Source organism: Microbulbifer bruguierae (assembly GCF_029869925.1).
GTDB classification, from domain to species: Bacteria; Pseudomonadota; Gammaproteobacteria; order Pseudomonadales; family Cellvibrionaceae; genus Microbulbifer; species Microbulbifer bruguierae.
Genome location: NZ_CP118605.1, coordinates 3,664,388 through 3,686,992, shown reverse-complemented (window position 1 = coordinate 3,686,992; position 22,605 = coordinate 3,664,388). Strand labels below are relative to the sequence as shown.

Genomic DNA, 22,605 nt, shown 5'->3' with positions numbered 1-22,605 from the left:
AGAACGCGCGCAGATGGACATCGCAGACCCCAAGGTTGCCCCCAGCATCAGCTCCGGTACCCGTACCGATACCCAAAGCGACCGCTACCGTATCCAGAGCACCCTCGGTGCCGGCGGCATGGGCGTGGTCTACCTGGCCGAAGACCTCAAACTGCACCGCCAGGTGGCGATCAAGAAGCTGAAGGACGACGCCGCCAGCCAGAACGCCCGCGAGCGCATCCAGCAGGAAGCCCGCTTGCTGGCCCAGCTGAACCACCCGAACATCGTCGCCCTACACGATGTGCTGGACGGCTCTCAAGAGGGAGAGAACGGCAATATCGCGCTGGTGATGGAATATATCGAGGGCACCACATTACGTGCCTGGATGCGCGAACAGACACCCAGCCTGCAGCAGAAGCTCAGCCTGCTGATGCAGATCTGCCAGGGCCTGCAGCAGGCCCACGACCTCGGCATCATTCACCGCGACCTCAAGTCCGACAATATCCTCATCACTACCAGCGCCAGCGGCAAACTCACTGCCAAGATCACCGATTTCGGCATCGCCAAATCCCTGCAGCTGGATGAAAAAACCCTTACGGCGGAAAACCAGCTGGCGGGCACTATCACCGCCATGTCGCCGGAGCAGATCCTCGGCAAAACTCTGGATGCCCGCAGCGACCTGTTCAGCCTCGGCACCATTGCCTATGAACTGCTGTGCGGCAGCCGCCCGTTTGACAAGCATGACGCCGGTGCCCTGGCCATGGCCAACCGCATCACCAACGAACCCCACACCCCGCCGCAACAGGCGTGGGCGGAGATTCCCGAGCCACTCGCCATCCTGCTGGACAAACTGCTGGCCAAAGATCCCGCCCAGCGCCCGCAGAGCGCGCAGCTTGTGTACCAGGGCTTTGAGTTGCTGCATAAACAGGGTCTGGAAAGCGACAGCGAAGAATTCACTGCGACCCTCACCGACCTGTTCACCCGTCAGAAAGACAAAAACCGCCGCCGCTGGCAGCGGGTGCTAGCGGGCATCGCCGCCGCGCTGGTTGTGGGTGCGGGCGGTTACTGGGGCTGGAAGGAATTTACCCGGCTGGAACCGCAGTATATTGCGGTGATGCCGGTGCAAATTAACGGGGAAATCCGCGGGGAGGAAAATGCCAAGGCGCTGACCAGGACCATGGTGCGCCAGGCGCTGATGAATTCGGTTTCGCAGCTGAAGGCAAGCGCGCTGGTGAGCTTTGAGCCGAAGGCGGGGCAGGATTTTGAGGCGCAGCTGCAGGCGTTGCAGGACAAAGGAGTGACCGATGCACTGTTTGCACGACTGGAATGCGTGCAAGTCCGATGCGAAGTTGAGCTACAACGTATTAGCCCAAAGAACGAACAAATAAAACAACAATTAAGCTTTGTATTTTTGTCTGAAAAGAGACAGGAAGCACAATTCCGCATCAATAACGACGCTATCCAGCTATTTGACGCCCCCTACCAACGAGAGGAGCTCAAATTGCTTACGATGTCCGACGGCGACTACAGTAGGTACCTTGATATCCTCAGCCGACTGGAAGCAAAAGAGCTTACATACACAGACCTGACGGATCTGACGTCGCTCGCCGCCCGATACCCTCAAAATGTTTATATCTACCAGGGGCTGACGGATGTAGCTGCGCGACTTTTCGTAATCGACGGCTCAACCAACCACCTTGAAATCGCTCTTCGCGCTCTCGAAATGGGACAAAACCAAGGAATCTCCGAAGCGAATTTAGTACGGTTGAAGCTCTTTATATATGGTTTGGGTAATTACACCGAGCAATATCAGCAACTGATGACTGAGCTCAAAAAAATGGATATTCCTGCAGCAGAACTAAAGTATGAGCTTGCCCTTCACCTTTACAGAAAGAGTAAATTTACAGAAGCTCTACGAGAAGCATTAGACGCTAACAGGTTAAACCCATCCGCGGCCCCACTTTACCTAGCAGCAATATCACAGGGGGCAATGGGACGATATGAAGCTTCTAGAAACACGTTAAACCAGGTTACTATGACATACCCCAATCATTGGTCTTCCTATTCCGCCCTCGGAGTGATTGAACTAGAACTGGGAAACCTAGACAACGCTGAAGCAGCAATCACAGCCATTCCAGAAAAATTACGCAGTTGGCGCACTATATCCAACCTTGGGGTAGCGTATTTTCTTCGCCAAAATCACCATGCAGCGCTCACTGAATTCAAGAAAGTACTGCAAATCGTCCCTGATGATGTACCCACAATTGGTCAGCTGGCGGAAGTTCATTTAGCACTAGGAGACCAGCACGCAGCCGAAACTGAATTTTCCATGGTCCTAAAATTGACCGAGGGAACTGATAACCCTGAACTCCTACGTTACCGAGCACTGGCACTTGCAAATACCGGGGCAGCTTCCGAATCCATTAAACTTATAACCCAACTACTACGGGCCTCTTCAGAAGACACCGATATTAAGCATGCGGCTACTCAAGTTTACACATTGGCAGCTGAATGGCGCTCAGCAAGTCTCTATATTTCAGAGTTACTTGAACAGGGCATGAGTACAGAATGGTTCCAGTTACCCATATATCGAAATCTCTGTACCCAGCCTGAGGTAACCGAATCGGTCAAAACCTCTATATGTAACTAATCACAGCGGATCGAAGCGGGCATCCGGGTCGGCAGACTCCACTTGGTTACCATCGACATCCTCAGCAACCCATTTAAAGGAAAACCCATTAGAGGACTGTTTATTGGCCTTAAGGTCAATTTCTAGCACCTGCGGCTGCTTGTCTTTCACTTGACAACTCTGGATCGCACCCAGCCCATCATTTTGGTCATCGTAGGTCTTCATACCATCGATATTTCCGGAAAGCTTGGCAAAAACCAGATCCGTATTAGTCAGGGTTATCATAAGTGTGACCTTGCCGGACTGCTCGGTGCCACCGTCCTTCACTCCCGCAAACTGAACACGAATGGTGTCCACTTCAGTGGCATTCGCGTCTTTCAGGATCCATAGCTGGTCTGCGCCGGTAGGCTCCAGAGAAAAGTTCGCGGTGACGTCACCTTTGGCTGGCACCACAATAATGGATTCAACAAGTTCGGCTGCTTCTGTCATTTTTCCACTCCCGGAAATTTATCTGTTTTTGTTCCCTGAATACCTCGCAGGGCGGTTTGGGTGAATGGGCCGGCCAGATTATTCCCCCCGCCAGCCCGCAAATTTGGCGATATAAACCACAGTTGCTCGCCAAATGCGCCAAGAGAATAAAACAAGGCGCAAGCGGAATTCCATCACATTTTGACAAAAAAAACCGGCAGTAAGCGAGCTTACTGCCGGTATAAATCAGATGGTCCCAGCCATCTACGGTTACAACAACACTATCAAGAGCGAAAATGAGGCATCCTTGCCTCTGTCAGGCCCTTCCACAATCCCGGCTTCCTAGGCTCTGTGGTTACCGGGCCGGCCTGACGGTTCGGCTTGCGCCGAAGTCTTCCTGATTTGTTGCCCGTCGCCGCTTTAATACCTGCGGAAACGCGCAACTACCAATCCATTGGCAAAACGGCCGAAGGGCGCTGTACCACTGCCGATGCGGAAGGCGATTCCTTCGCCTCCCCTGTTCCGTCTTCCTTGACGGCCACCGGTAGTGGGGTGTCTGCAATCCACCTTGCCGCAGCTCCTGTGACGGCCGGGCATCGCGTCCCCTTCAACCTTGGGGCTAATGTACGCAGAACCTTATTACAGGTCGATCACAGCGCATTACACGCCATTACAGTGTGCGGTTGGGGTATGGATTGTCCGGATTTGCGCTGTCATTCGGGGTACGTCGTGATGCTGTAGCCTGGAGTGCTTGGCGAGTTTGTCGCTGGATGCCGGATCGGGTCCGGCATGACGGGGTGGAATTTCCATAAATTGCGATATGCCGGAATACGACAGGGTGAGGGAGGTTTCACTACACTGTGAAGTCGGTGCCCGTTGTGCGGGGGCTAGTCTGTGCCTTGTCTGGTGCTTGCTTGTTGCCCTGCGGCCGATCCCGTAATATCGGCGGTCATTTCGCCCATAAATTAAACAGCGCTGATTTATCCACAATGTCGAGAATTTTTTCGCGCCTGAATTTCCGCGTCTCTTGTCGCTCCTGTTGTCGCCCATCTTGTCGCGCTTTTTTTCGCGCTCATTTCCCCGCCCGTGCCGATGTCAGTGCTTTGTTCCGCGCCACTATCGCGGCTATCGCGCTGGTTTGTTACGCGGGCTTTCTGCAGGCACAGAGTTACGAGCAGCTTTACAGCGATTACCGCGGCAGCCTGTACCAGATACGGCTGATCGAGTTGTCGTCCAATTCCAAGGCGGGACTGGGGTCCGGTTTCCAGATTTCAGCCGATGGCCTGATTGCCACCAACTACCATGTGGTGTCCGAGGCGGTGAGTGATCCGGAAAAGTACAGCCTCAAATACCTTTCCGTGGACGGGCAGGAAGGCGATCTGGAATTGCTGGATGTGGATGTGATCAATGACCTCGCCATCCTGCGCCAGAAGGGCCAGCCCGGCAAAGAGCATCTGCAGCTGTCACAGACGCCCCCCAGCAAGGGCGAGACCATTGTATCCATGGGCAACCCGCTGGACCTCGGGATGACCATCGTGCCCGGCACCTACAACGGCATCGCGAGCGGCAGTTTTTACCAGCGCATTCATTTCTCCGGCTCCATCAATCCCGGTATGAGTGGCGGCCCGGTGATCAATCGCAGCGGCCAGGTGGTGGGTATCAATGTGGCCACCGCGGGCAACCAGATCAGCTTTCTGGTGCCGGTGGATAAGCTGATCGACCTCTGGCAGGACTTCAAACAAGACACCAATAACGGCGAGGGCCCGCTGGAGCTGCACCCCATCATCGACCGCCAGCTGCGCAAGAACCAGCAGCGTATCATCGACCAGATCCTCGCCGCCGACTGGCAGCTGCGCCCGCTGGGAGATGCGATGGTGGTGGGAGAAATCGTGCCTTCGGTCCAGTGCTGGGGCAATTCCACCGACGATGAAGACAACCCCCTGAAACAGATCGCCAAGGGCTGCACCGGGCAGGATGTGGTGTACCTTTCCGAGGAATTTGATACCGGCCGGGTGGAGTATGAGTTCTTCTGGCTGGAGTCCGATGAGGATTTCCCGTCGTCGCGTTTTTACGCCGCCTATGAAGATGAGATGAGCGGTTTCTACCCCGGCAACAGCGCCGGGGAAAAAGACGTGACCAACTTCAACTGCAAACAGCAGTTCACCAGCCACCCGCGCAATGGCAACGCGCCCCCGCAAACCCTGGAGGCGAACGGAGACGGCGCAGAAACAGAAACGACGCCCCCCAGATCCAAAGGCAGCCAGGGGCCGGTGATCGCGCGCACCTCCTACTGCGTGCGCCGCTACAAGGAGTTCCCGGAACTCTACGATGTGTTTTACGTGAGCCTGACCGTCGACCAGTCCAACCGCGCGCTGGTCAGCCATTTCACCCTTTCCGGATTCACCCGGGAATCCGCCAGCGCCTTTACCCAGAAGTTTGCGAGTGAAATTCAATGGCACTGATTATCGAAGAAATCAATCGTGCCCACCGGGTGTGCACCCGCTACCGCATGGAAGAAGAACGCGCCACTCTCGGCCGCTGTTACGACAACGCGGTAATGGTGGAAGACCCCCATGTGGACCCGGTCCATGCGGAAGTCCTGCGGGATGAGGACGGCTGCTACCTGCTGCGCGACCTCGGCAGCCTCAACGGTGTGCGCCTGCTGCGCAATTTCCGCGACAAGTCGGTAAAGCCGCGCCAGGTCCGCGAGCACCAGATCCAGAGCGGCGACGAGGTGCAGATCGGCAAGAGCCACTTCCGGTTTATCGATACGGAAATGAGTGTGGCCCCGGCCATTCCCCTGCATACCGCGGAGACGGTGTTCGATCGCATCGCCACACCGGTGGTTGCGGTTGCCCTGTGCCTGCTGGTCGCCGGGCTCAGTCTGTGGCTGGCCTACCTCGGCAGCCGCAGCGAGTTCCAGTGGACCAAGGCGGTAGAGATTCTCACCAACGCGGTGATCGGGCTTCTGGTCTATGCCGGTGCCTGGGCGTTTATCGGCAAGGTGGTGAAACACGAGTCCCACTTCCTCGCGCACCTGTCCATCGCCGCCAGTGCCGCCCTGGCTTACGCGGCCTGGCAGTGGTTCAGCACCCTGCTGAATTTCAATTTCTCGCTGCACGCCATCATGCCGCTGATGAATATTCTGGCGCTGGCGATTCTGGTTCCGGTGATGTTGTGGTGTGCGGCCTACCTGGCCCTCAATATCGCGCCACACTGGCGGTTGCTGGCATCGATACTGCTGCCGTGGAGTTTTCTCGGGTTCGCGACGGCGGTGGAAATCGGCAAGATGGCGGAGTTTCACGATTCCCCCCAGGTGTCGAAGGAACTGAAGTCCAAGGAGCTGCTGTGGCGCAAACCGGTGCCACTGGACGAATTTCTCGCCGACGCACCGGAGCTGTTTGATATTCCACTGGAAGAGGAAGTTACGGGCAGCAACAAGGACGGCAACAAAGAAAAAAGTACCGGCAAGGGTGACAAACCGTCGAAGTCCGCGCTCTCAGATAATAAACTCTCCGCCCGCTAGGCCAGCAGCCCGGCCTGCGCACAAGGAGTGACCCATGACCGAACAAACCACAGGCAACCCGTTCTGGAGCCCCGCCGTTGCGAAGCTCCAGCCCTATGTTCCCGGCGAGCAGCCCAAGTCCACCGCGCGGCTGATCAAGCTCAATACCAACGAGAGCCCCTACCCGCCCTCCCCGAAGGCCCAGGCCGTGCTGACAGCGGAAGGCATCGGCGAGCATCTGCGCCTGTACCCGGATCCGGAATCCACCGAACTGCGCGCCACCATCGCCGCCCAGTTCGGTCTGACACCCGAACAGGTATTTGTCGGCAACGGTTCCGACGAGGTACTGGCACACGCGTTTTACAGTTTTTTCCAGCGCCCGGAGCCGCTGCTGTTCCCGGATATCACCTACAGCTTTTACCCGGTGTACTGCCAGTTCTACGGCATCGACAGCCACCAGCTGCCGCTGCGGGACGATTTTTCCATCGACGTTGCCGACTACAATATCGAAAACGCCGGCGGGGTGATTCTGCCCAACCCGAATGCGCCGACCGGGCGCTATCTGCCACTGGCGGATATCGAGAAGCTGTTGCAGATGCACCCGCAGCGGGTGGTGGTGATCGATGAGGCGTATATCGATTTCGGCGGCGACAGTGCGGTGTCGCTGATCGAGCGCTATCCGAATCTGCTGGTGGTCCACACCCTGTCCAAATCCCATGCGCTGGCGGGCCTGCGCCTGGGCTACGCCATGGGGCAGGCGCATTTGATCGAGGGGCTGAACCGGGCGAAGAATTCCTTCAACTCTTACCCCATCGATTCCATTGCACAGAAAGTGGCGACCGCGGCCATTGCCGATCGCGCCTGGCTTGTGGATAACTGCGCCAAAGTCATTGCCACCCGCGAGCACACTTGTGCGGCCTTGTCAGCAATGGGTTTTGACATCATCCCTTCCACCGCCAATTTCATCTTCGCCAAGCCTCCCGGGGTTTCTGCGGAAGTACTGTTTGAAGCACTGCGGGCGCGCAACATCATCATCCGCTATTTCAACAAGCCGCGGATTAGTGAGTACTTGCGCATCAGCATTGGTACGGATGAAGAGATGGATGCGTTGATTGAGGCTTGTCGGGAGGTTTTGTAGGGTTCTTCCACAGAACTCTGCAGGGGAACCTCTATAATTTCCCGGGCACTAAATCTGAAACCCGAATCGACACAGCCGCAGTATTTATGTCGCCTTCAGCCCCATTTTGTTATCGCGCATTTTTCACGGCCACACTGTTGTGTGTGGCCCTTCCCGCCCTCGCCAAGAACCCCTGGGAGGCCGTAAAAAAACCCTCCAACCAGCTCCCTGCCAGTATCGGCGGCTACAGTAATGGCTGCCTCAGCGGTGCGGAGCAGATGCCACTGCGGGGGGATGGGTTTCAGCTGGTGCGTACCGGGCGCAACCGGCATTACGGTAATCCGTATCTGGTGGAGTTCCTCAAGGACTTTTCCAATGCCGTGGATCAAAACGGCTTGGGAAGACTGCAGATCGGGGATATGTCCATGGCCCGGGGCGGGCCTTTCAGTAGCGGTCACGCCAGCCATCAGATGGGGCTGGATGCCGACATCTGGTTCTCTCAGGACGAGCGCGCCGGTGAGCGCCCGCTTACCTCCTGGGAACGAGACAATATCTCCGCAGTTCCCATCGCAGACGAACGTAAACATATACTGCGGGAAGACAACTGGGACCCGCGGATTCCCGGGATACTACGCCTGGCTTCGCAGGATCCGCGGGTGGCGCGTATTTTTGTGCATCCAACGATCAAGCGTAAGATGTGCCAGATCGCCGGGGACGATAATGAATGGCTGCGCAAAGTGCGCCCCTGGTGGGGACACAACTATCATTTCCATGTGCGCCTGAACTGCCCGCCGGGAGACAACACCTGTAAACCCCAGGCACCGGTGCGCGGAAAGCCCTGCGATGTCGACCTGGACTGGTGGTTTAGCGAAGAATTTTACGCCATTTTGAACGGCACAAAACCGACCAAACCAGAGAAGCCGAAAAAGGAACCGGTGATGCCGGCGCAATGCGCACAGGTACTCGCCGCCCCTGGCGAGCCAGGTACGGCGGCCGGGTATAAAGCGGCTCCATAAACAGCGACTCCATAAATAACAGTGACAGATAACGAGAACGCAATGAGTGACAAGCCGGCAAACACCATCCAGGTACTGCTGATCTGCGGCGGAGGCGGCAGCGAACACGAGGTGTCCCTGCGCACCGCGGATTTTATCCAGCGCGAACTGGCCAGAGCGCCAGATATACATCTGACCCGGGTCACCATGAATGGCGATGGGCAGCTGCTGGATGGGGATGGACAAGTGCGCGAGCTTCGCTCGGACAAGCTGCTGTACAGCGCCAGCGGCAGTGCGCAGGTGGTGGATTATGTGATTCCATCGATCCACGGTTACCCCGGTGAAACCGGTGACCTGCAGTCACAGCTGGAAATCCTCGGCCTCCCCTATTACGGCTGCAGCCCCGAAGCCAGCAAGATCTGCTTCAACAAGATCACCACCAAACTGTGGCTGTCCGCTCTCGGGATCGACAATACCCCCTACCAGTTTCTGTGCGCCGATACCCCGGAAGAAATCGCCCAGGCACAGGATGCCCTCGCCGAATGGGGCACGGTATTTGTGAAAGCCTCCAACCAGGGCTCGTCTGTTGGCTGTTACAAGGCTGCCACCGCAGAAGCGCTGGAAAACGCCCTGAAGGAAGCCTTCCGTCTTTCCCCTTACGTGTTGGTAGAAAAGTGCCTCAAGGTGCGCGAGTTGGAAGTGGCGGCCTATACCTATGAGGGCGAGCTGGTGATCACGCCTCCCGGTGAGGTCTGCGCGCCAGAAGATACTTTTTACAGTTACGAGGAGAAGTACGCGGAAGGCAGCCGGGCGCTGACCCATGTGGTGGCCGAGGGGTTGTCCGACGCGCAACTGGGCTGGATTCGCGAGGCCTCAAAACGGGCCTTTATCGGTCTGCAGCTGAAAGATCTGTCGCGGATCGATTTTTTCCTCAGCGAGGATGGGGAAATTTACCTCAACGAGGTCAACACCTTCCCGGGCATGACCTCCATCTCCATGTTCCCGAAAATGCTGCAACATCAGGGGCATGATTTCTGTACCTACCTCGGCGGCTTGATCCGCGAATCGGTCCAATCGGCCTCTCAATAAGCGGGGCCATTCACGCATCTGGCCAGCTCGAGTCAGCTGGCCAGGCCCAGGCTATCTGTCAGCCACCCTTCCTGTCGCGGCCGCGAGAACTGGCTGCGCAGAAACGCCATCTGGTCTCCGCGAATCCGCGCGCTGTTGGTCAGCGCCAGGTACTCCGCCGCATTGGGTACGAAGGGCAGTGCCAGCAATTCCATATCGATATGCTCCAGCAGGCGGTTGCCTTTGTGCTGGTTACAGCGGCGGCAGGCGGTGACCACATTCTCCCAGGTATCGCGCCCACCTTTGGACACCGGCTGCACATGGTCCCGGGTCAGCTCCCTAACCGGGAACCAGCTGCCACAGTAGAGGCAGGTGTGCTGATCGCGGGCAAACAGTGCCCGGTTGTTCAGGGGTGGCCGGGTTCTGGGGCGCGCCATACGGTCACCCCCACAGGCGATAATCGCGGCCAGATCCAGCGTCGAGCGCTCACCCAGCCGATTGATACCGCCATGTACCGTCTGCACCACACCACCCAGGGTCCAGGTGACCAGCTCCCGCACATACAGGCAGGCGGCCTCTTCCCAGCTCAGCCATTCCAGCGGCTGCCCAGCGAGATTCAACCTCAGGATTTGTGCTTGCACGAGTTCACCTCCCATTTTTGCGAGCCACGAAAACAGCAAAGCCCCGCGGGCGATCCGGCGGGGCTCTGAAAATAACGAAAGCGTTGGGGAAATTCGGGGAAAACTGGAGCGGCGGGAGCGAGATGCGAAATCCGGAGCCGATGAGGACTCGACCACCAATATTGCAAGGGTGGTTGCGCGAGATACCAGTGCAGCAATAAATTACTGAATGCGTCATCCTCCGCGGTCACATGAATTGGAGCAGCTTGTGCTGATTAAAGCGGAGAATTGTTACGATTTCCAGACAGTTGGAAAAATCCAGTGCTGAAAGTACGCCGGGAAAGAAAATTCCGGTTTTGGCAAAACCGGCCGCAGGGGGAAATCGCTCAGGCAGAATTTCCACTGCCCCAAACGTAAAACACCGCTTGGGCAATCCGGCCCAAGCGGTGCGTCTCACAGGATGGTGCCCAAATCCTTTCAGGCTAGCAGCCCGGTCACCAATCCTTGGTGACCTGTCCTTGCCGCCGTTGCAGTCCGTTGTTCGTCCTTGCAATTACATTATGGTCGTTGGGGAAAATTGCGGTAGTGGGAAAGTGCTGAAGTTGTTGTAAGAGATGTCTTACAAGCATGTGATATATATCACATTTTTTTCGGAAGGGGTTTTAACTGGAGAGTGGCGCGTTCCACAACTGGTACGCCTGTGCGACATTGACGCCTACTATAGTTGCTTTTGTTACGGGTTCAAGAAAATCGAGAACAGGATGTTTAAATACGCGCCACTTTTTTATCGTGTCGGAATCATTGGTTTCTGTGCACTGATCCTGCTGATTGCCGCCATTGCGCTGGGCCTGGTACCCGGTATCAATGTGCCCTGGGGACAGCTGTTTGGTGCCAGTACCGACGACAAAGTCGTACAGCGCCACTTGCAGGTAGCGGACGGTTTCCGCCTGGACCTGTTCAGTGACGATGTCGCCAACGCACGGTTTATGGCGGTGACCCGCAACGGTGATCTGCTGGTGTCCCAACCCAAGCTCGGCCAAGTCAGCCTACTATTGAACGACCGCAACGAAGACGGCAAAACCGACGGCCAGCGGGTGCTTATTGATGGCCTGCAACGCCCACACGGCCTGGCGTTGTATGAAGACTGGTTGTACATCGCCGAAAGCAATGGCGTAGGCCGTATCCCCTTCGATCACTCCGACGGGCGCATTGCCGGGAGTTACCAGAAAATCGTCAGCGATCTCGGCGATACCGGCAACCACTGGACCAAGACCCTGGGTATGGGACCGGATGGCTGGCTGTACCTTTCCAGTGGTTCTACCTGCAACGTGTGTATCGAAAGCGACCCCCAGCGCGCCACCATCATGCGCTTCCGCCCGGACGGCAGTGATTTTGAAATTTACGCGACAGGTTTACGCAACAGCGTGGGCTTCGACTGGTCTCCCGGAGACGGCAACCTCTACGCCACGGATAACGGCCGCGACTGGCTCGGCAACGACTTCCCGCCCTGCGAGCTCAACCGCATCGAAAAGGGTCGCTTTTACGGCTGGCCTTACGCCAACGGCCAGAGAGTGCCGGACCCGGATTTCGGGGTAAATACCGATGCCGATGCACAACAGAAAGTGCTACAAAAAATTGCCAGCTCGGTGCCGCCGGTATTTGAGTTCAACGCCCACAATGCCCCTCTCGGCATTCACTTTCTGCGCAGCTCGGAACAGCCGGATCACTATCAGGAATCCGCGCTGGTGGCGCTGCACGGTTCCTGGAACCGGGATGTGAAGGATGGCTACAAGGTGGTGTCACTGCACTGGGACGAGAGCGGCCGCATTAATGCGGAAGATTTTATGTGGGGGTTTCTGGGCGAGGATAAAAGCACGGTGTACGGCCGCCCGGTGGATATTGCCGAGGATGTGCGCGGCAATATTTATATTTCGGATGATTACGCCGGTGCCGTCTACCGGGTACAACCCGGCTCCGCCACGCTCAACGACGCCGACGCCCCGATCACCAGCCGCCCCCCCATCAGCGCGCCCAAAAAACCCCTGGCTATCGACGGCAACGCCGCCCGCCAGGGCGCGCTGATTTACGAGCGCCGGGATTGCGCCCACTGCCACCAGCAAGTCCCGCTGAAAGACCTGAGCCGAAAATACACCCTGAAACAATTGGCCGATTACTTCGACACCCCAACGCCGCCCATGCCGAATTACGGCTTTAGCAACAGCCAGAAACGGGCGCTGGCGCATTATTTGATGGAGCGGGAGGTGAATACCGACGGAGCCGGGCTGAATATGCAGAACTTTTTGCCCTGATAACGTCGCAAGAGCTTTCTGGTGACTGTTTCTCCTGTTTAAAGGTGGGGAATTTGGCGCTGATCACCCTGCCGGTTGCTTGCCACATCGCTATTTCGGGCGGCGACACCACTGCTCTGGCCGCGGCCGAAAGAACGCCAATTGACCGCCATACCCGCAGCGGCTAAGGTTGCCGGCGATAACGCAGGCCGAGAGAGAAGTGATCCCATGGCAGCCAAAAAGAAAGCCGCTACCTTCGAGAGCGCACTGGAAGAACTGGAACAACTGGTCGAGCGACTGGAGAGCGGCGACCTGCCACTGGACGAGGCCCTCGCGGACTTCGAACGCGGGGTCAAGCTCACCCGCGAGTGCCAGCAGAAACTGGCCAGTGCCGAACAGAAGGTGAAAGTTCTGATGGAAGAGAATGGCAAGATCCAGGAGCTGCCATTCGACGACGACTTCGCCGGAGACGCGGAGTAAGTGAGCACTTCCACCGCCGTAATGCCCGCAAAACTGAAGGCGTTTTTACAGTCCTCCAGCCTGCAGGTCGAACAGACCCTGAAGAGCGCCCTCGCTGGCCAGTCTGCCGCGGAAACCCTGTTTGCCGCGATGAATTATTCCGCCCTCGGCCCCGGCAAACGCCTGCGCCCGGCGCTGGTGTACGCGACCGCGCAAACCCTGGGCGGCACCGGGGCCGCTGACCGGAGCCACGAAGCCGCGGCCGCACTGGAGTGCGTGCACGCTTACTCCCTGGTACACGACGACCTCCCGGCCATGGACGACGACAAGCTCCGCCGCGGCCGCGCCACCTGCCATATTCAATTCGACGAAGCCACCGCCATCCTTGCCGGCGACGCCCTGCAATGCCAGGCCTTCGAGTTGCTCGCCTCGGCCCCGCTGGCGGCGGAACTCAAGCTTCAACTCATACGCGAACTCGCCCACGCCTCCGGCGCCCGCGGCATGGTGGCGGGCCAGGCCATTGACCTGGCCGCAGTGGATCAGGCGCTGTCGCTGGCACAACTGGAACAGATGCACCGCCTCAAGACCGGCGCGCTGATTTCCGCCAGCGCTCGCATAGGCGCACTGATCGGCGGGGCCGACCAAACCCAGCTTGCCGCCGTCACCCGCTATGCCGAGGCCATCGGCCTGGCGTTCCAGGTGCAGGACGATATCCTCGACGTAACCGCAGACACAGAGATACTGGGCAAGACACAGGGTGCCGACGCCGCTCGCAACAAACCCACCTATGTCTCCCTCCTCGGCCTCGACGGCGCCCGCGCCAAAGCCGACGAACTGCACCGGGAAGCCACCGACGCACTGGCACAGCTGGGAGGCAACACTGCCATCCTGCAGCAGCTGGCGGATTACATCGTTCACCGGGATCACTGATCCCGGTTACCCTCTCGCGCTCTCGCCAGCGCTGCCCCCCGGGACTCCGCTCGGCCTGCCTAACTTCCGGGTACAGCGCATTCCGCAAGCGGGATGCAATCTCCCGCCTGTGGGCATACAATTCCCTACCATTATCAGTTGCAATTGATACTTTGGGCTCAACACCAGCCAACAGGCACCGGAAACCGAGCCCGAAACGCCCGAATTCAGGACCCTTGATGTTCGACCAAATACCCCGCACGCGCCCCAGCACGCCACTGCTCGACCAGATCGACGACCCGGCCCAACTGCGCGCGCTGCCGGAAAAACAGCTGCCCCAGCTGGCCAGCGAGCTGCGTGAATACCTGCTTTACTGTGTCGGCCAGACCGGCGGTCACTTCGGTGCCGGGCTCGGCGTTGTAGAGCTCACCATCGCCCTGCACTACATTTACAACACCCCGGAAGACCGCCTGGTGTGGGATGTAGGCCACCAGACTTACCCGCATAAAATCCTCACCGGCCGCCGCGAACAGATGCTGACCATGCGCCAGCAAGGCGGCCTTTCCGGCTTCCCCAAACGCGGTGAAAGCCCTTACGACACCTTTGGCGTGGGCCATTCCAGCACCTCCATCAGCGCGGCCCTGGGCATGGCGCTGGGGTCGCCGGATGAGCGCAAGGTGGTTGCGGTGATCGGCGATGGCGCCATGACCGCGGGCATGGCCTTCGAGGCCCTGAACCACGCCGCCCATACCGGGAAAGACATGCTGGTGGTACTGAATGACAACCGCATGTCCATCTCCAAGAACGTCGGCGGCCTGGCCACCTACTTCGCCCGTATCCTTGCCAGCAAGACCTACCTGAACATGCGTGAGGGCAGCCGCAAGATTCTGTCGGCCATTCCCAAGGCCTGGCAGCTGGCGCGGCGCACGGAAGAGCACGTGAAGGGCATGATCACCCCGGGCACCCTGTTCGAGGAACTGGGGTTCAATTACGTGGGCCCGCTGGACGGCCACAACATGCAGGACCTGGTGCATACCCTGCGCAACCTGCGCAATCAGCGCGGCCCGCAGTTACTGCACATTGTCACCACCAAGGGCAAAGGCTTCGGCCCCGCGGAAGAAGATCCGGTGGGGTACCACGCCCTCAACAAGCTGGAACCGGAACCCAAGGTTCAGGTAGCAGCGGCCCCGGCGTCGAATGGAGAGCCCAGGAAAAAGGGCCCCAAGTACCAGGATATTTTCGGCCAGTGGCTGTGCGATATGGCCGAGCAGGACGACAAGCTCATCGCCATCACCCCGGCCATGTGTGAAGGCTCCGGCATGGTCGATTTCGCCGAGCGCTTCCCCGCGCGCTACCACGATGTCGCCATCGCCGAGCAACACGCTGTCACCCTGGCTGCGGGACTTGCCTGTGAAGCACAGAAGCCGGTGGTTGCGATCTACTCCACCTTCCTGCAGCGCGGCTACGACCAGATGGTGCACGACGTGGCGATACAGGATCTGGACGTGACCTTCGCCATCGATCGCGCCGGTCTGGTCGGCGAAGACGGCCCCACCCACGCGGGCAGCTTTGACCTCACCTTCATGCGCTGCCTGCCGAACCTGGTGATCGCCGCACCCAGCGACGAAAACGAGTGCCGCCAGCTGCTCTATACCGCCTACCAGCACAAAGGCCCCGCCGCCGTGCGCTACCCTCGCGGTACCGGCCCCGGTGTGGAAATCGAAACAGAAATGACCGCGCTGCCCGTTGGTAAGGGACGCGTACTTCAGGAAGGCAGCAACGTCGCCATCCTGAGCTTCGGCACCCTGCTTGCCCCGGCCCGCGAAGCCGCTGAAAGACTCGGCGCAACGCTGGTGGATATGCGCTGGGTGAAACCTCTGGACGAAGAGCTGATCGACCAGTTGGCCAACAGCCACGAACTGCTGGTGACCCTGGAAGAAAACACCATTGCCGGAGGTGCCGGTAGTGCGGTATCCGAGTACCTGAACCAGCGCATTGTTCCGGTACCCCTGCTGCAACTTGGCTTGCCCGATAAAATCATTGAACACGGCAAGCACCCGAAACTGCTGGCCGAAATTGGTCTAGATGCCAAGGGTATCGAAGAACAAATCCGTGAGCGCCAGACTCAGATGCATCAAGCACAGTCAAAAGGTCAGGCAGCAGCAATATAACGCTTACAAAGCCGGAAACTCGAACTTAAGGCTGGGTGCCTGGGGCGGGTTTTCAGGATCGTCGCAAACAGGATGTTTGCGCCGAAGCTCCCAGGGATGGGTCCACAGCGGTCCTGAAAACCCGCCCCTGGTGCCCGGCCGCCACCGTACTCTGAACAGAGCTCCAATTTTGGACTCCGAAAGAACTGCGGTGGCGTCGGGCCACTGGGTAAAGCTTTTCGGAACCGAGCTAGGCGCCCCCTTGGGGATACATCCCTGTCGCCGACGCTTCCGAAAGCTTTACCCAGCGTCCCGCCTTAACGAATTGCTATACCACTTCGTAGCTGCAACCGACCTCATTAAATATAAAACAGAGACAGGAAGTACGATGTCCTTTTCCAATTCCGCCCAAAAAATTCTGAGCGCCAAGCGTCTTGGGTTTTCCATCGCCATCCTGGCTGCGAGCCTGAATGTTCAGGCCATGGATCAAAAAGCCTTCGAACAAGCCATGAGCGAGCTGCCCAAGAAGGGCGCCAGTGAAAAACTCAAGGCACTGCAAGATCTCCGCTACCGCTGGATCATGGAAAGCTATCCGGAATCCGCTACCTACGAAGGCTATCCCGGTGTAGAACGCAACTGGACCGATCAATCCAACAAAGGCATCGAACGCCGCAAAGGCCAGACCCGTGAACTCCTTGCGGCCAGCCGTCACATCGACGAAAACAACCTGCCGGAAAACGAAAAGCTCGACTACCAACTGCTGTACCAGGATCTGCTCCTTCAGGTCAGAGGCTACCAGTTCCCCGAGCACCTGCTGCCCATCAACCATATGAGCGGCATCCAGCGCAGTGTGCCCGCATTGCTCAGCGCCATGCCCAAACGCACCATCAAAGATTATGAAGACATCCTCGCGCGCCTGGAAAAGTTACCCGGGCTGATCGAGCAGACAAAAATCCTTATGGAAAAAGGGCTGCGGCAGAATCTCACCCCGCCGCAAATTACCCTGCGCGACCTGCCAGGCCAAATCCGCGCACTGATTCCCGCAGACAGCAAACAGAGCCCGCTGCTGAAAGCGTTCAACGATATGCCAGCGAGTATTCCCGCCGCACAGCAAGCCCGCCTGCGCACCCGCGCACAAACGATTTATCAGAAGTCTCTGGTGCCCAACTGGCAACAGCTAGCGGAATTTGTCGAGCGCGATTACATCCCCAACGCAACCACCGAAACCGCATTTACCAAAAATGAAGACGGTATCCGCTGGTATGCCTACAAGGTGCGCAAACAGACCACCACAGAACTGAGCCCGGAAGAAATCCATCGTATCGGGCTGGAAGAGGTGCGACGTATTCGCGCTGAAATGGACAAGATCATCCAGCGCACCGGCTTTGATGGGGACTTTAAAGCGTTTACCGATTTCCTGCGCACAGACCCCCGCTTCTACTACACGACAAAAGAAGACCTGTTGAAGAATTATCGGGATATCGCCAAGCGTATCGACGGTGAATTACCTGCGCTGTTCGGCACGCTGCCGCGCCTGCCTTATGGGGTTAAGCGAATTCCCGGGTATTCAGAAAAATCCCAGACCACCGCCTACTACCAGCCGGGCTCCATGGAGGCTGGCCGCGCGGGTGTTTTCTTTGCCAATACCTACGACCTGAACAGCCGCCCAACCTGGGAGATGGAAGCGTTAACCGTGCATGAAGCCATGCCCGGGCACCATCTGCAAATCGCCCTGGCGCAGGAGCAGAAAGAAATCCATCCGCTGCGCCGACAAACCATGTATACCGGTTTTGTCGAGGGCTGGGGATTGTATTCCGAAAGCCTCGGCTACGATCTCGGCTTGTATAAAGACCCCTACAACGAGTTTGGCGCTTTGACCTACGATATGTGGCGCGCAGTGCGTTTGGTAGTTGATACCGGAATGCATCAGTTGGGCTGGAGCCGGGACGAAGCGATCCGCTACTTTATGGATAACAGCGCAAAACCGGAGCACGATATTGTGGTGGAAATCGACCGCTATCTGGTATGGCCGGGCCAGGCGCTGGCGTACAAAGTCGGCCAATTGAAGATCAAGGAAATTCGCGCGCGCGCGGAAAAAGCCCTGGGTACCAACTTCAATATCCGCCAGTTCCACGATGCCCTGCTGAAAGCGGGCGCGCTGCCGTTGAATTTACTGGAAAGCCGGATGAACGGCTGGATTAAAGTGCAGGGTGGGCAGATAGCGAAGTCCGTGCCGGCGGCAGATGCCGGCGGTCAGGCGGCGCTGAACTAACCACTGATCTCTAACCACTGAGATAACCACACTCCAGCGCAAAACAGCAAAGTGGCGGCAATGCAGATCGCCGCCACTTTGCTTTCGCTTCCAGCGTTGCTTTTCGCAGTCCGGGCTATTACTCGCCACCTTTCCGTGAACGCGCCTGCTCCTGTACCACTTTGCGGACGAACTGACTGAACGCCCTATCATCCGCACGAGTTTCCGCGAGCGTCTTACTGTTGCGCGCCACTTCCCGCTCCAGCTTTTGCCAGTTCCGCAAACGCCTCTCATCCAGCTCCCCGGACTCGATGGCTGCCTGTACCGCACAGCCGGGCTCGGATTCGTGTGCGCAGTCGCTGAAACGACATGCAGCAGCGAGCTTGCCAATGTCGGCAAACTCCGCCGCCAGCCCTTCACTGACATCCGCCAGGCCCAATTCCCGCATCCCGGGGCTGTCCAGCAGCAGCCCCCCATCGGGAATCGGATACAGTGCCCGGTGGCGGGTGGTGTGGCGGCCCTTGCTGTCGTCTTCGCGAATACCGGACGTGGCCGCCAGCTCGCTGCCGGCCAGACTGTTCAGCAGCGTAGACTTGCCAACGCCGGAGGACCCCAGCAGAGCCACGGTCTCGCCACTGCGGCAGTAGTCTCGCAGCGGTTGCAACGTGGCGGGATCAAGCCCGTTGACCAGCAGCAACGGCAAATCCCGATGTTTTTTCAGGGCCTGTATGTACTGCTCGTGGTCGTCACTCAGGTCCGCTTTGGTCAACACCAGGCAGGCGCGACAGCCAGCTTCTCGTACCAGGGCGAGGTATCGCTCGATACGGGACAGATTGAAATCGTGGTTACAGGAAGAGACGATCAGCACGTTATCGATATTCGCGGCAATCAACTGCGCCTGCCTGGCACCTGGCGCCATGCGCCGGAACAGACTGCTGCGTTCAAGGCGCCGCACTGGCCTGCGGCTTTGCCGATCCAGAAGCAGCCAGTCTCCCACCGTGGGTTTTTCCAGCGCGTCTTCAAATAACGCACCACTGACCAGGACCGGTTCCTCACCGTGCTCCCCGGCCACGTCAAGCTGACTGCGGTGCACGGCCATTACCCGAACCGGCTGACAGTCACTCCATTCATCCAGGCTCAGCTGTTGCTGAAAAAACGGTATCCACCCCAGCTGCCGCAGTGTCGAAGCGCCGTTGGTATTGTTTTCCTGCACACTCGCAGATGCTCCGCGCCGAAACACCGGGCGGCGTGAAATCAGAGATTTACTCAAGGCTCTAAACCCTCAAAAGTACCCTGTGTGTTATGCAGGCGTACGTCTATCCAGCCTCAGATCAGATTCTGGGCCGTTTGGAACGGGGTTTCCAATTGGGTGGGAAACCCGACAAAAGAGCATTGCCGGGCAGAAGCGATTCAGTCGCGGCTGGCCCGGCGGTGGTTGGATACAATCATCATCAATCCTCCGCTGGTGGAATTTCGCGCAATTTAACAGTCAAGCCGACCTACCGCAATAGTTTGAAGTAACCGACTATAGGCACAGAAACTGGCGGTGTAGGAGACACCGCCCGCGGCCACAGGCCGGCGCGAGCCACCCAAAAACAAGCAGAACCACGCTTCTGCGCCAGCTTTTTGGGTGGCGTCGGGGATAGCAATGACAGGACGTCATTGCTATCCCCGGCACAAAAAAAGAAAAGCCGGCATAAAGCCGGCCTCGATATCGGAGCGTTATCAGTACATCACCTTTCTCGACCAATAACGTTCAGATAGTTTGAGTATAGACGCACTCTCTGATCCCGCCATTCCTTCGATCACTCGATTAGCCTTCCCTGGCAAGTTGCGAGATCAGCGTCTTGCTCGGGTACAGAATGGCGTTAATTGATTGCCTTAAAGTGAAGCTTTCGTGAAGGGTTTATTACTGCCAAAGCTACAGGAAGCCGGCCCATTTTCGATTACCCTGGCGCTCTATTGTCATGGCGCTCAATCCTGTGGCTTGCAGGTATCGCGACAACGCGCAGCAGCCCCATGACCTGCGGGCTGCCTGCAGCTTGACACGGACCCGGGCTAAATCAGTTCTGCTCCACCGGCTGTCGACTGATCACCAGGTCGTAATTTGTATGGCCTGTGAGGGACTCACTGAGAAAATACGTGATGGTGCCATCGGGGTTATACACCAGCCCCGCGGACGACACCTGGGCGCTCAGCCCTTCAAGGAACCTTTGCGCGTCGACAACCAGGTCGGAACCGAATGTGGCGAGTATCAATGCATCCGTTTCCTGATCGAGAAAAAGGCCATAAGTTTCATTCATCGCGCCCGCGGCTATCGACTCACTGCCGTAATAAACCCGATCGCTGGTCCAGGCACGGTTCTGGAACTCGGCACCATTACTACCCACCAGACTCAATACCGGCCTGCCGTCGTCCACAACCTGCCCGACGACCACAAAGCTTCCATCGGGACGCTCAATCACATCCCCGACATTTCCATGCCTGTAGTTGCCTACATTGTTCCAGGTAACCTTCTGCCCCAGGTCGGCGTCCAGTACCTGCAGGTAAGCGCCCCCCTGCCAGTACTCCGCGGTTTCGTCGCCGGCGGGCATCCCGTGGCCGGCTACCAACAGCTCTCCCGCTGCCGTCACCTTCAGCTCAGCCAGAGTATTGATTCTTACCCCCTCCAGGGCCGGCACAGGAATCTCATCCGCAACGGTGCCATCCGCGGCGTCCACCCGGTGGAAGTAAAAGTTGAGTCTGCGGGTACAATTGGCACAGCCCGGTGCCGGGCCCCACTCCGCGGCAGCCGCGAACAGACCGCCATCAAACTCAACCACACTGACAAAGTCGTAGCGCTCGGAAATACTTTCGGGGCGATATAGCGTTTCCCAGAGTTTGGCGCCAGTGCTATCGAGCTTAAGGATCACGGCCTTGTCCGAGTCCCAATCCATCCCAACCGCTACAATGGATCCGTCCGAAAGCTCCACAAGATCGGTGAAGCGGTCCCGCCCACCGGCACTGGAGACATAATCCCAAACCACATTTCCCTGGCTATCCAACTTGATGATCCAGTCATCTCCGTCGCTATCCACTGCCGAAAAAATTTCTGGTGACTTGGTGTATCCGCGAAGGATAAATCCACCATCGCTGGCGGAGAGCACCTGTTTCGCGTGGTCATTAGCGGAACCACCCAAACGCCGTTCAAATACACCAACGCCAAGTGCTTGCGGCGCGGAGAATCCGGAATCCTGCCCCAGGCCATTGGTTCTCTGCAGCTGCCACCGATAATTTCCCAGTGGCAAATCCGGTATTGTTATGGAATTTTCTTCGGTGGCTTCGGAAAACAGAATTTCTTCACCGGCTGTTCCGCTTAGCAGATTGACGCGGTAAGAGTTCCCCTCACCGAGATCAGCCCAGGACAGCAAAACATCATAGCCAGCCTGATTCGCGACAACTTCTGCAGGGTTTAGCGCCGGCAGATCCGGAGCCAGCAATTCGACAGAGACAGGACTACTGAGGGGGCCAACAAGATCATTGGATGTAGCGTCGGCGCCAATCGCCCGGTAGCGGATTTGGTAAACACCCACGTCCAGATCGGATAACTGCGCACTGTTGGATTCCGTGTCAACAGTCTCGACCTCGTCGCCCGTTGAGTAAACCACCTGGTAGCGCGTAGCGCCGGGAAACAGCTCAAATCCCACAGACAACTGGTTGGTATCTTTTACGCTGCTGCCGTCCAGCCCTCCAGAGAACTGGAGATCGCTGTTTGCGCTGGTGGCAACCGTGACCTGGAACTGCTGGTTGTTCCTGACTTCATTGCCATTCTCGGTAAGCGCTTTCAACAGCAGGGTATGGGCACCACCATCAGCCCAGTAATAGGAAGGCCAGGAAAATTCCCACGGCGCGCCATCCTCATCGGATGCTATTTCCACCCCATCGACATAGAGTGACACCGCCTGAACACCCGCTGCCGCGGGAATATCTACTCGCACATCGGTAGTGGAGCTAGTGACAGTGGAGCCGTTCGCCGGATAGGTGATGATGATCTGATCCGCCAGCTGCTCAAGATCAACCTGTGCGTCTTTGAGGCGATCCTTGTCGTCTTCTGTTAGTTCGCATCCAGCCAAGATCAAGACGCTGCTGATTACCAGTGCGGTGAGATTACGTGTCACTTTATTCTCT

The 22,605-nt window shown here is 57.8% G+C and carries 15 protein-coding genes; 11 read left to right on the top strand and 4 right to left on the bottom strand.

Annotated elements, in window-relative coordinates:
- Nucleotides 1-13 precede the first annotated feature (13 nt).
- Entirely contained in the window at nucleotides 14-2,629 is a 2,616-nt protein-coding gene (locus PVT68_RS15275) for a protein kinase domain-containing protein (protein WP_280319476.1), read from the top strand.
- Here PVT68_RS15275 and PVT68_RS15270 read toward each other — a convergent pair whose 3' ends face one another.
- Nucleotides 2,630-3,097 carry a hypothetical protein gene (locus PVT68_RS15270; RefSeq protein ID WP_280319474.1) on the bottom strand — a complete coding sequence of 156 codons (468 nt, stop codon included), beginning with the start codon at nucleotides 3,095-3,097 and terminating at the stop codon, nucleotides 2,630-2,632. It lies immediately after the preceding gene.
- A gap of 1,082 nt (nucleotides 3,098-4,179) precedes the next feature.
- Between PVT68_RS15270 and PVT68_RS15265 the strand changes: the two genes are divergently transcribed.
- The 5 genes from PVT68_RS15265 to PVT68_RS15245 all read left to right on the top strand — a co-directional run bounded on the left by PVT68_RS15265 (nucleotide 4,180) and on the right by PVT68_RS15245 (nucleotide 9,782).
- On the top strand, nucleotides 4,180-5,538 hold the full coding sequence (locus tag PVT68_RS15265) for a S1 family peptidase (RefSeq protein WP_280319472.1): 1,359 nt from the start codon (nucleotides 4,180-4,182) through the stop codon (nucleotides 5,536-5,538).
- Complete coding sequence (locus tag PVT68_RS15260; RefSeq protein ID WP_280319471.1) at nucleotides 5,529-6,602, top strand: FHA domain-containing protein; 1,074 nt, start codon at nucleotides 5,529-5,531, stop codon at nucleotides 6,600-6,602. Before PVT68_RS15265 ends, PVT68_RS15260 begins: the two co-directional genes overlap by 10 nt.
- Nucleotides 6,603-6,636: 34 nt before the next feature.
- Entirely contained in the window at nucleotides 6,637-7,719 is a 1,083-nt protein-coding gene (gene hisC, locus PVT68_RS15255) for a histidinol-phosphate transaminase (protein ID WP_280319469.1), read from the top strand.
- Between the two features lie 86 nt (nucleotides 7,720-7,805).
- Nucleotides 7,806-8,714: a penicillin-insensitive murein endopeptidase gene (gene mepA / locus PVT68_RS15250; protein WP_280319467.1), complete on the top strand. Its 909-nt coding sequence runs from the start codon at nucleotides 7,806-7,808 to the stop codon at nucleotides 8,712-8,714.
- 42 nt (nucleotides 8,715-8,756) lie between these two features.
- Nucleotides 8,757-9,782, top strand: a complete 1,026-nt coding sequence (locus PVT68_RS15245; RefSeq protein ID WP_280319466.1) for a D-alanine--D-alanine ligase — start codon at nucleotides 8,757-8,759, stop codon at nucleotides 9,780-9,782.
- A gap of 32 nt (nucleotides 9,783-9,814) precedes the next feature.
- On the opposite strand, the gene PVT68_RS15240 is transcribed toward PVT68_RS15245, so the two are convergent.
- The gene (locus PVT68_RS15240) at nucleotides 9,815-10,402 is read right to left on the bottom strand and encodes an HNH endonuclease (RefSeq protein ID WP_280319464.1); all 588 of its coding nucleotides are present in this window, start codon (nucleotides 10,400-10,402) and stop codon (nucleotides 9,815-9,817) included.
- 740 nt (nucleotides 10,403-11,142) lie between these two features.
- Here PVT68_RS15240 and PVT68_RS15235 point away from each other — a divergent pair.
- From PVT68_RS15235 to PVT68_RS15215, 5 genes are all read left to right on the top strand, one after another.
- The gene (locus PVT68_RS15235; RefSeq protein ID WP_280319462.1) at nucleotides 11,143-12,690 is read left to right on the top strand and encodes a PQQ-dependent sugar dehydrogenase; all 1,548 of its coding nucleotides are present in this window, start codon (nucleotides 11,143-11,145) and stop codon (nucleotides 12,688-12,690) included.
- Nucleotides 12,691-12,897: 207 nt separating this feature from the next.
- A complete protein-coding gene (gene xseB / locus PVT68_RS15230; protein WP_280319460.1) occupies nucleotides 12,898-13,149 on the top strand; it encodes an exodeoxyribonuclease VII small subunit in 252 nt (83 codons plus the stop codon).
- Between the two features lie 21 nt (nucleotides 13,150-13,170).
- The gene (locus PVT68_RS15225) at nucleotides 13,171-14,058 is read left to right on the top strand and encodes a polyprenyl synthetase family protein (RefSeq protein WP_407666156.1); all 888 of its coding nucleotides are present in this window, start codon (nucleotides 13,171-13,173) and stop codon (nucleotides 14,056-14,058) included.
- 218 nt (nucleotides 14,059-14,276) lie between these two features.
- Complete coding sequence (gene dxs / locus PVT68_RS15220; protein WP_280319456.1) at nucleotides 14,277-16,208, top strand: 1-deoxy-D-xylulose-5-phosphate synthase; 1,932 nt, start codon at nucleotides 14,277-14,279, stop codon at nucleotides 16,206-16,208.
- A 367-nt stretch (nucleotides 16,209-16,575) separates the two neighbouring features.
- The gene (locus tag PVT68_RS15215) at nucleotides 16,576-18,459 is read left to right on the top strand and encodes a DUF885 domain-containing protein (RefSeq protein ID WP_280319454.1); all 1,884 of its coding nucleotides are present in this window, start codon (nucleotides 16,576-16,578) and stop codon (nucleotides 18,457-18,459) included.
- Nucleotides 18,460-18,577: 118 nt separating this feature from the next.
- Here PVT68_RS15215 and rsgA read toward each other — a convergent pair whose 3' ends face one another.
- Entirely contained in the window at nucleotides 18,578-19,651 is a 1,074-nt protein-coding gene (gene rsgA, locus PVT68_RS15210; RefSeq protein WP_280319452.1) for a ribosome small subunit-dependent GTPase A, read from the bottom strand.
- Between the two features lie 850 nt (nucleotides 19,652-20,501).
- The gene (locus PVT68_RS15205) at nucleotides 20,502-22,595 is read right to left on the bottom strand and encodes an Ig-like domain-containing protein (protein ID WP_280319450.1); all 2,094 of its coding nucleotides are present in this window, start codon (nucleotides 22,593-22,595) and stop codon (nucleotides 20,502-20,504) included.
- Nucleotides 22,596-22,605: the final 10 nt, after the last annotated feature.

Excerpts from the sequence above, each read along its gene's own strand:
- PVT68_RS15275 (WP_280319476.1), top strand. The coding sequence starts at position 14 with ATGGACATCGCAGACCCCAAGGTTGCCCCCAGCATCAGCTCCGGTACC.
- PVT68_RS15270 (WP_280319474.1), bottom strand. The coding sequence starts at position 3,097 with ATGACAGAAGCAGCCGAACTTGTTGAATCCATTATTGTGGTGCCAGCC.
- PVT68_RS15260 (WP_280319471.1), top strand. The coding sequence starts at position 5,529 with ATGGCACTGATTATCGAAGAAATCAATCGTGCCCACCGGGTGTGCACC.
- hisC (WP_280319469.1), top strand. The coding sequence starts at position 6,637 with ATGACCGAACAAACCACAGGCAACCCGTTCTGGAGCCCCGCCGTTGCG.
- mepA (WP_280319467.1), top strand. The coding sequence starts at position 7,806 with ATGTCGCCTTCAGCCCCATTTTGTTATCGCGCATTTTTCACGGCCACA.
- PVT68_RS15245 (WP_280319466.1), top strand. The coding sequence starts at position 8,757 with ATGAGTGACAAGCCGGCAAACACCATCCAGGTACTGCTGATCTGCGGC.
- PVT68_RS15235 (WP_280319462.1), top strand. The coding sequence starts at position 11,143 with ATGTTTAAATACGCGCCACTTTTTTATCGTGTCGGAATCATTGGTTTC.
- xseB (WP_280319460.1), top strand. The coding sequence starts at position 12,898 with ATGGCAGCCAAAAAGAAAGCCGCTACCTTCGAGAGCGCACTGGAAGAA.
- PVT68_RS15225 (WP_407666156.1), top strand. The coding sequence starts at position 13,171 with ATGCCCGCAAAACTGAAGGCGTTTTTACAGTCCTCCAGCCTGCAGGTC.
- dxs (WP_280319456.1), top strand. The coding sequence starts at position 14,277 with ATGTTCGACCAAATACCCCGCACGCGCCCCAGCACGCCACTGCTCGAC.
- PVT68_RS15215 (WP_280319454.1), top strand. The coding sequence starts at position 16,576 with ATGTCCTTTTCCAATTCCGCCCAAAAAATTCTGAGCGCCAAGCGTCTT.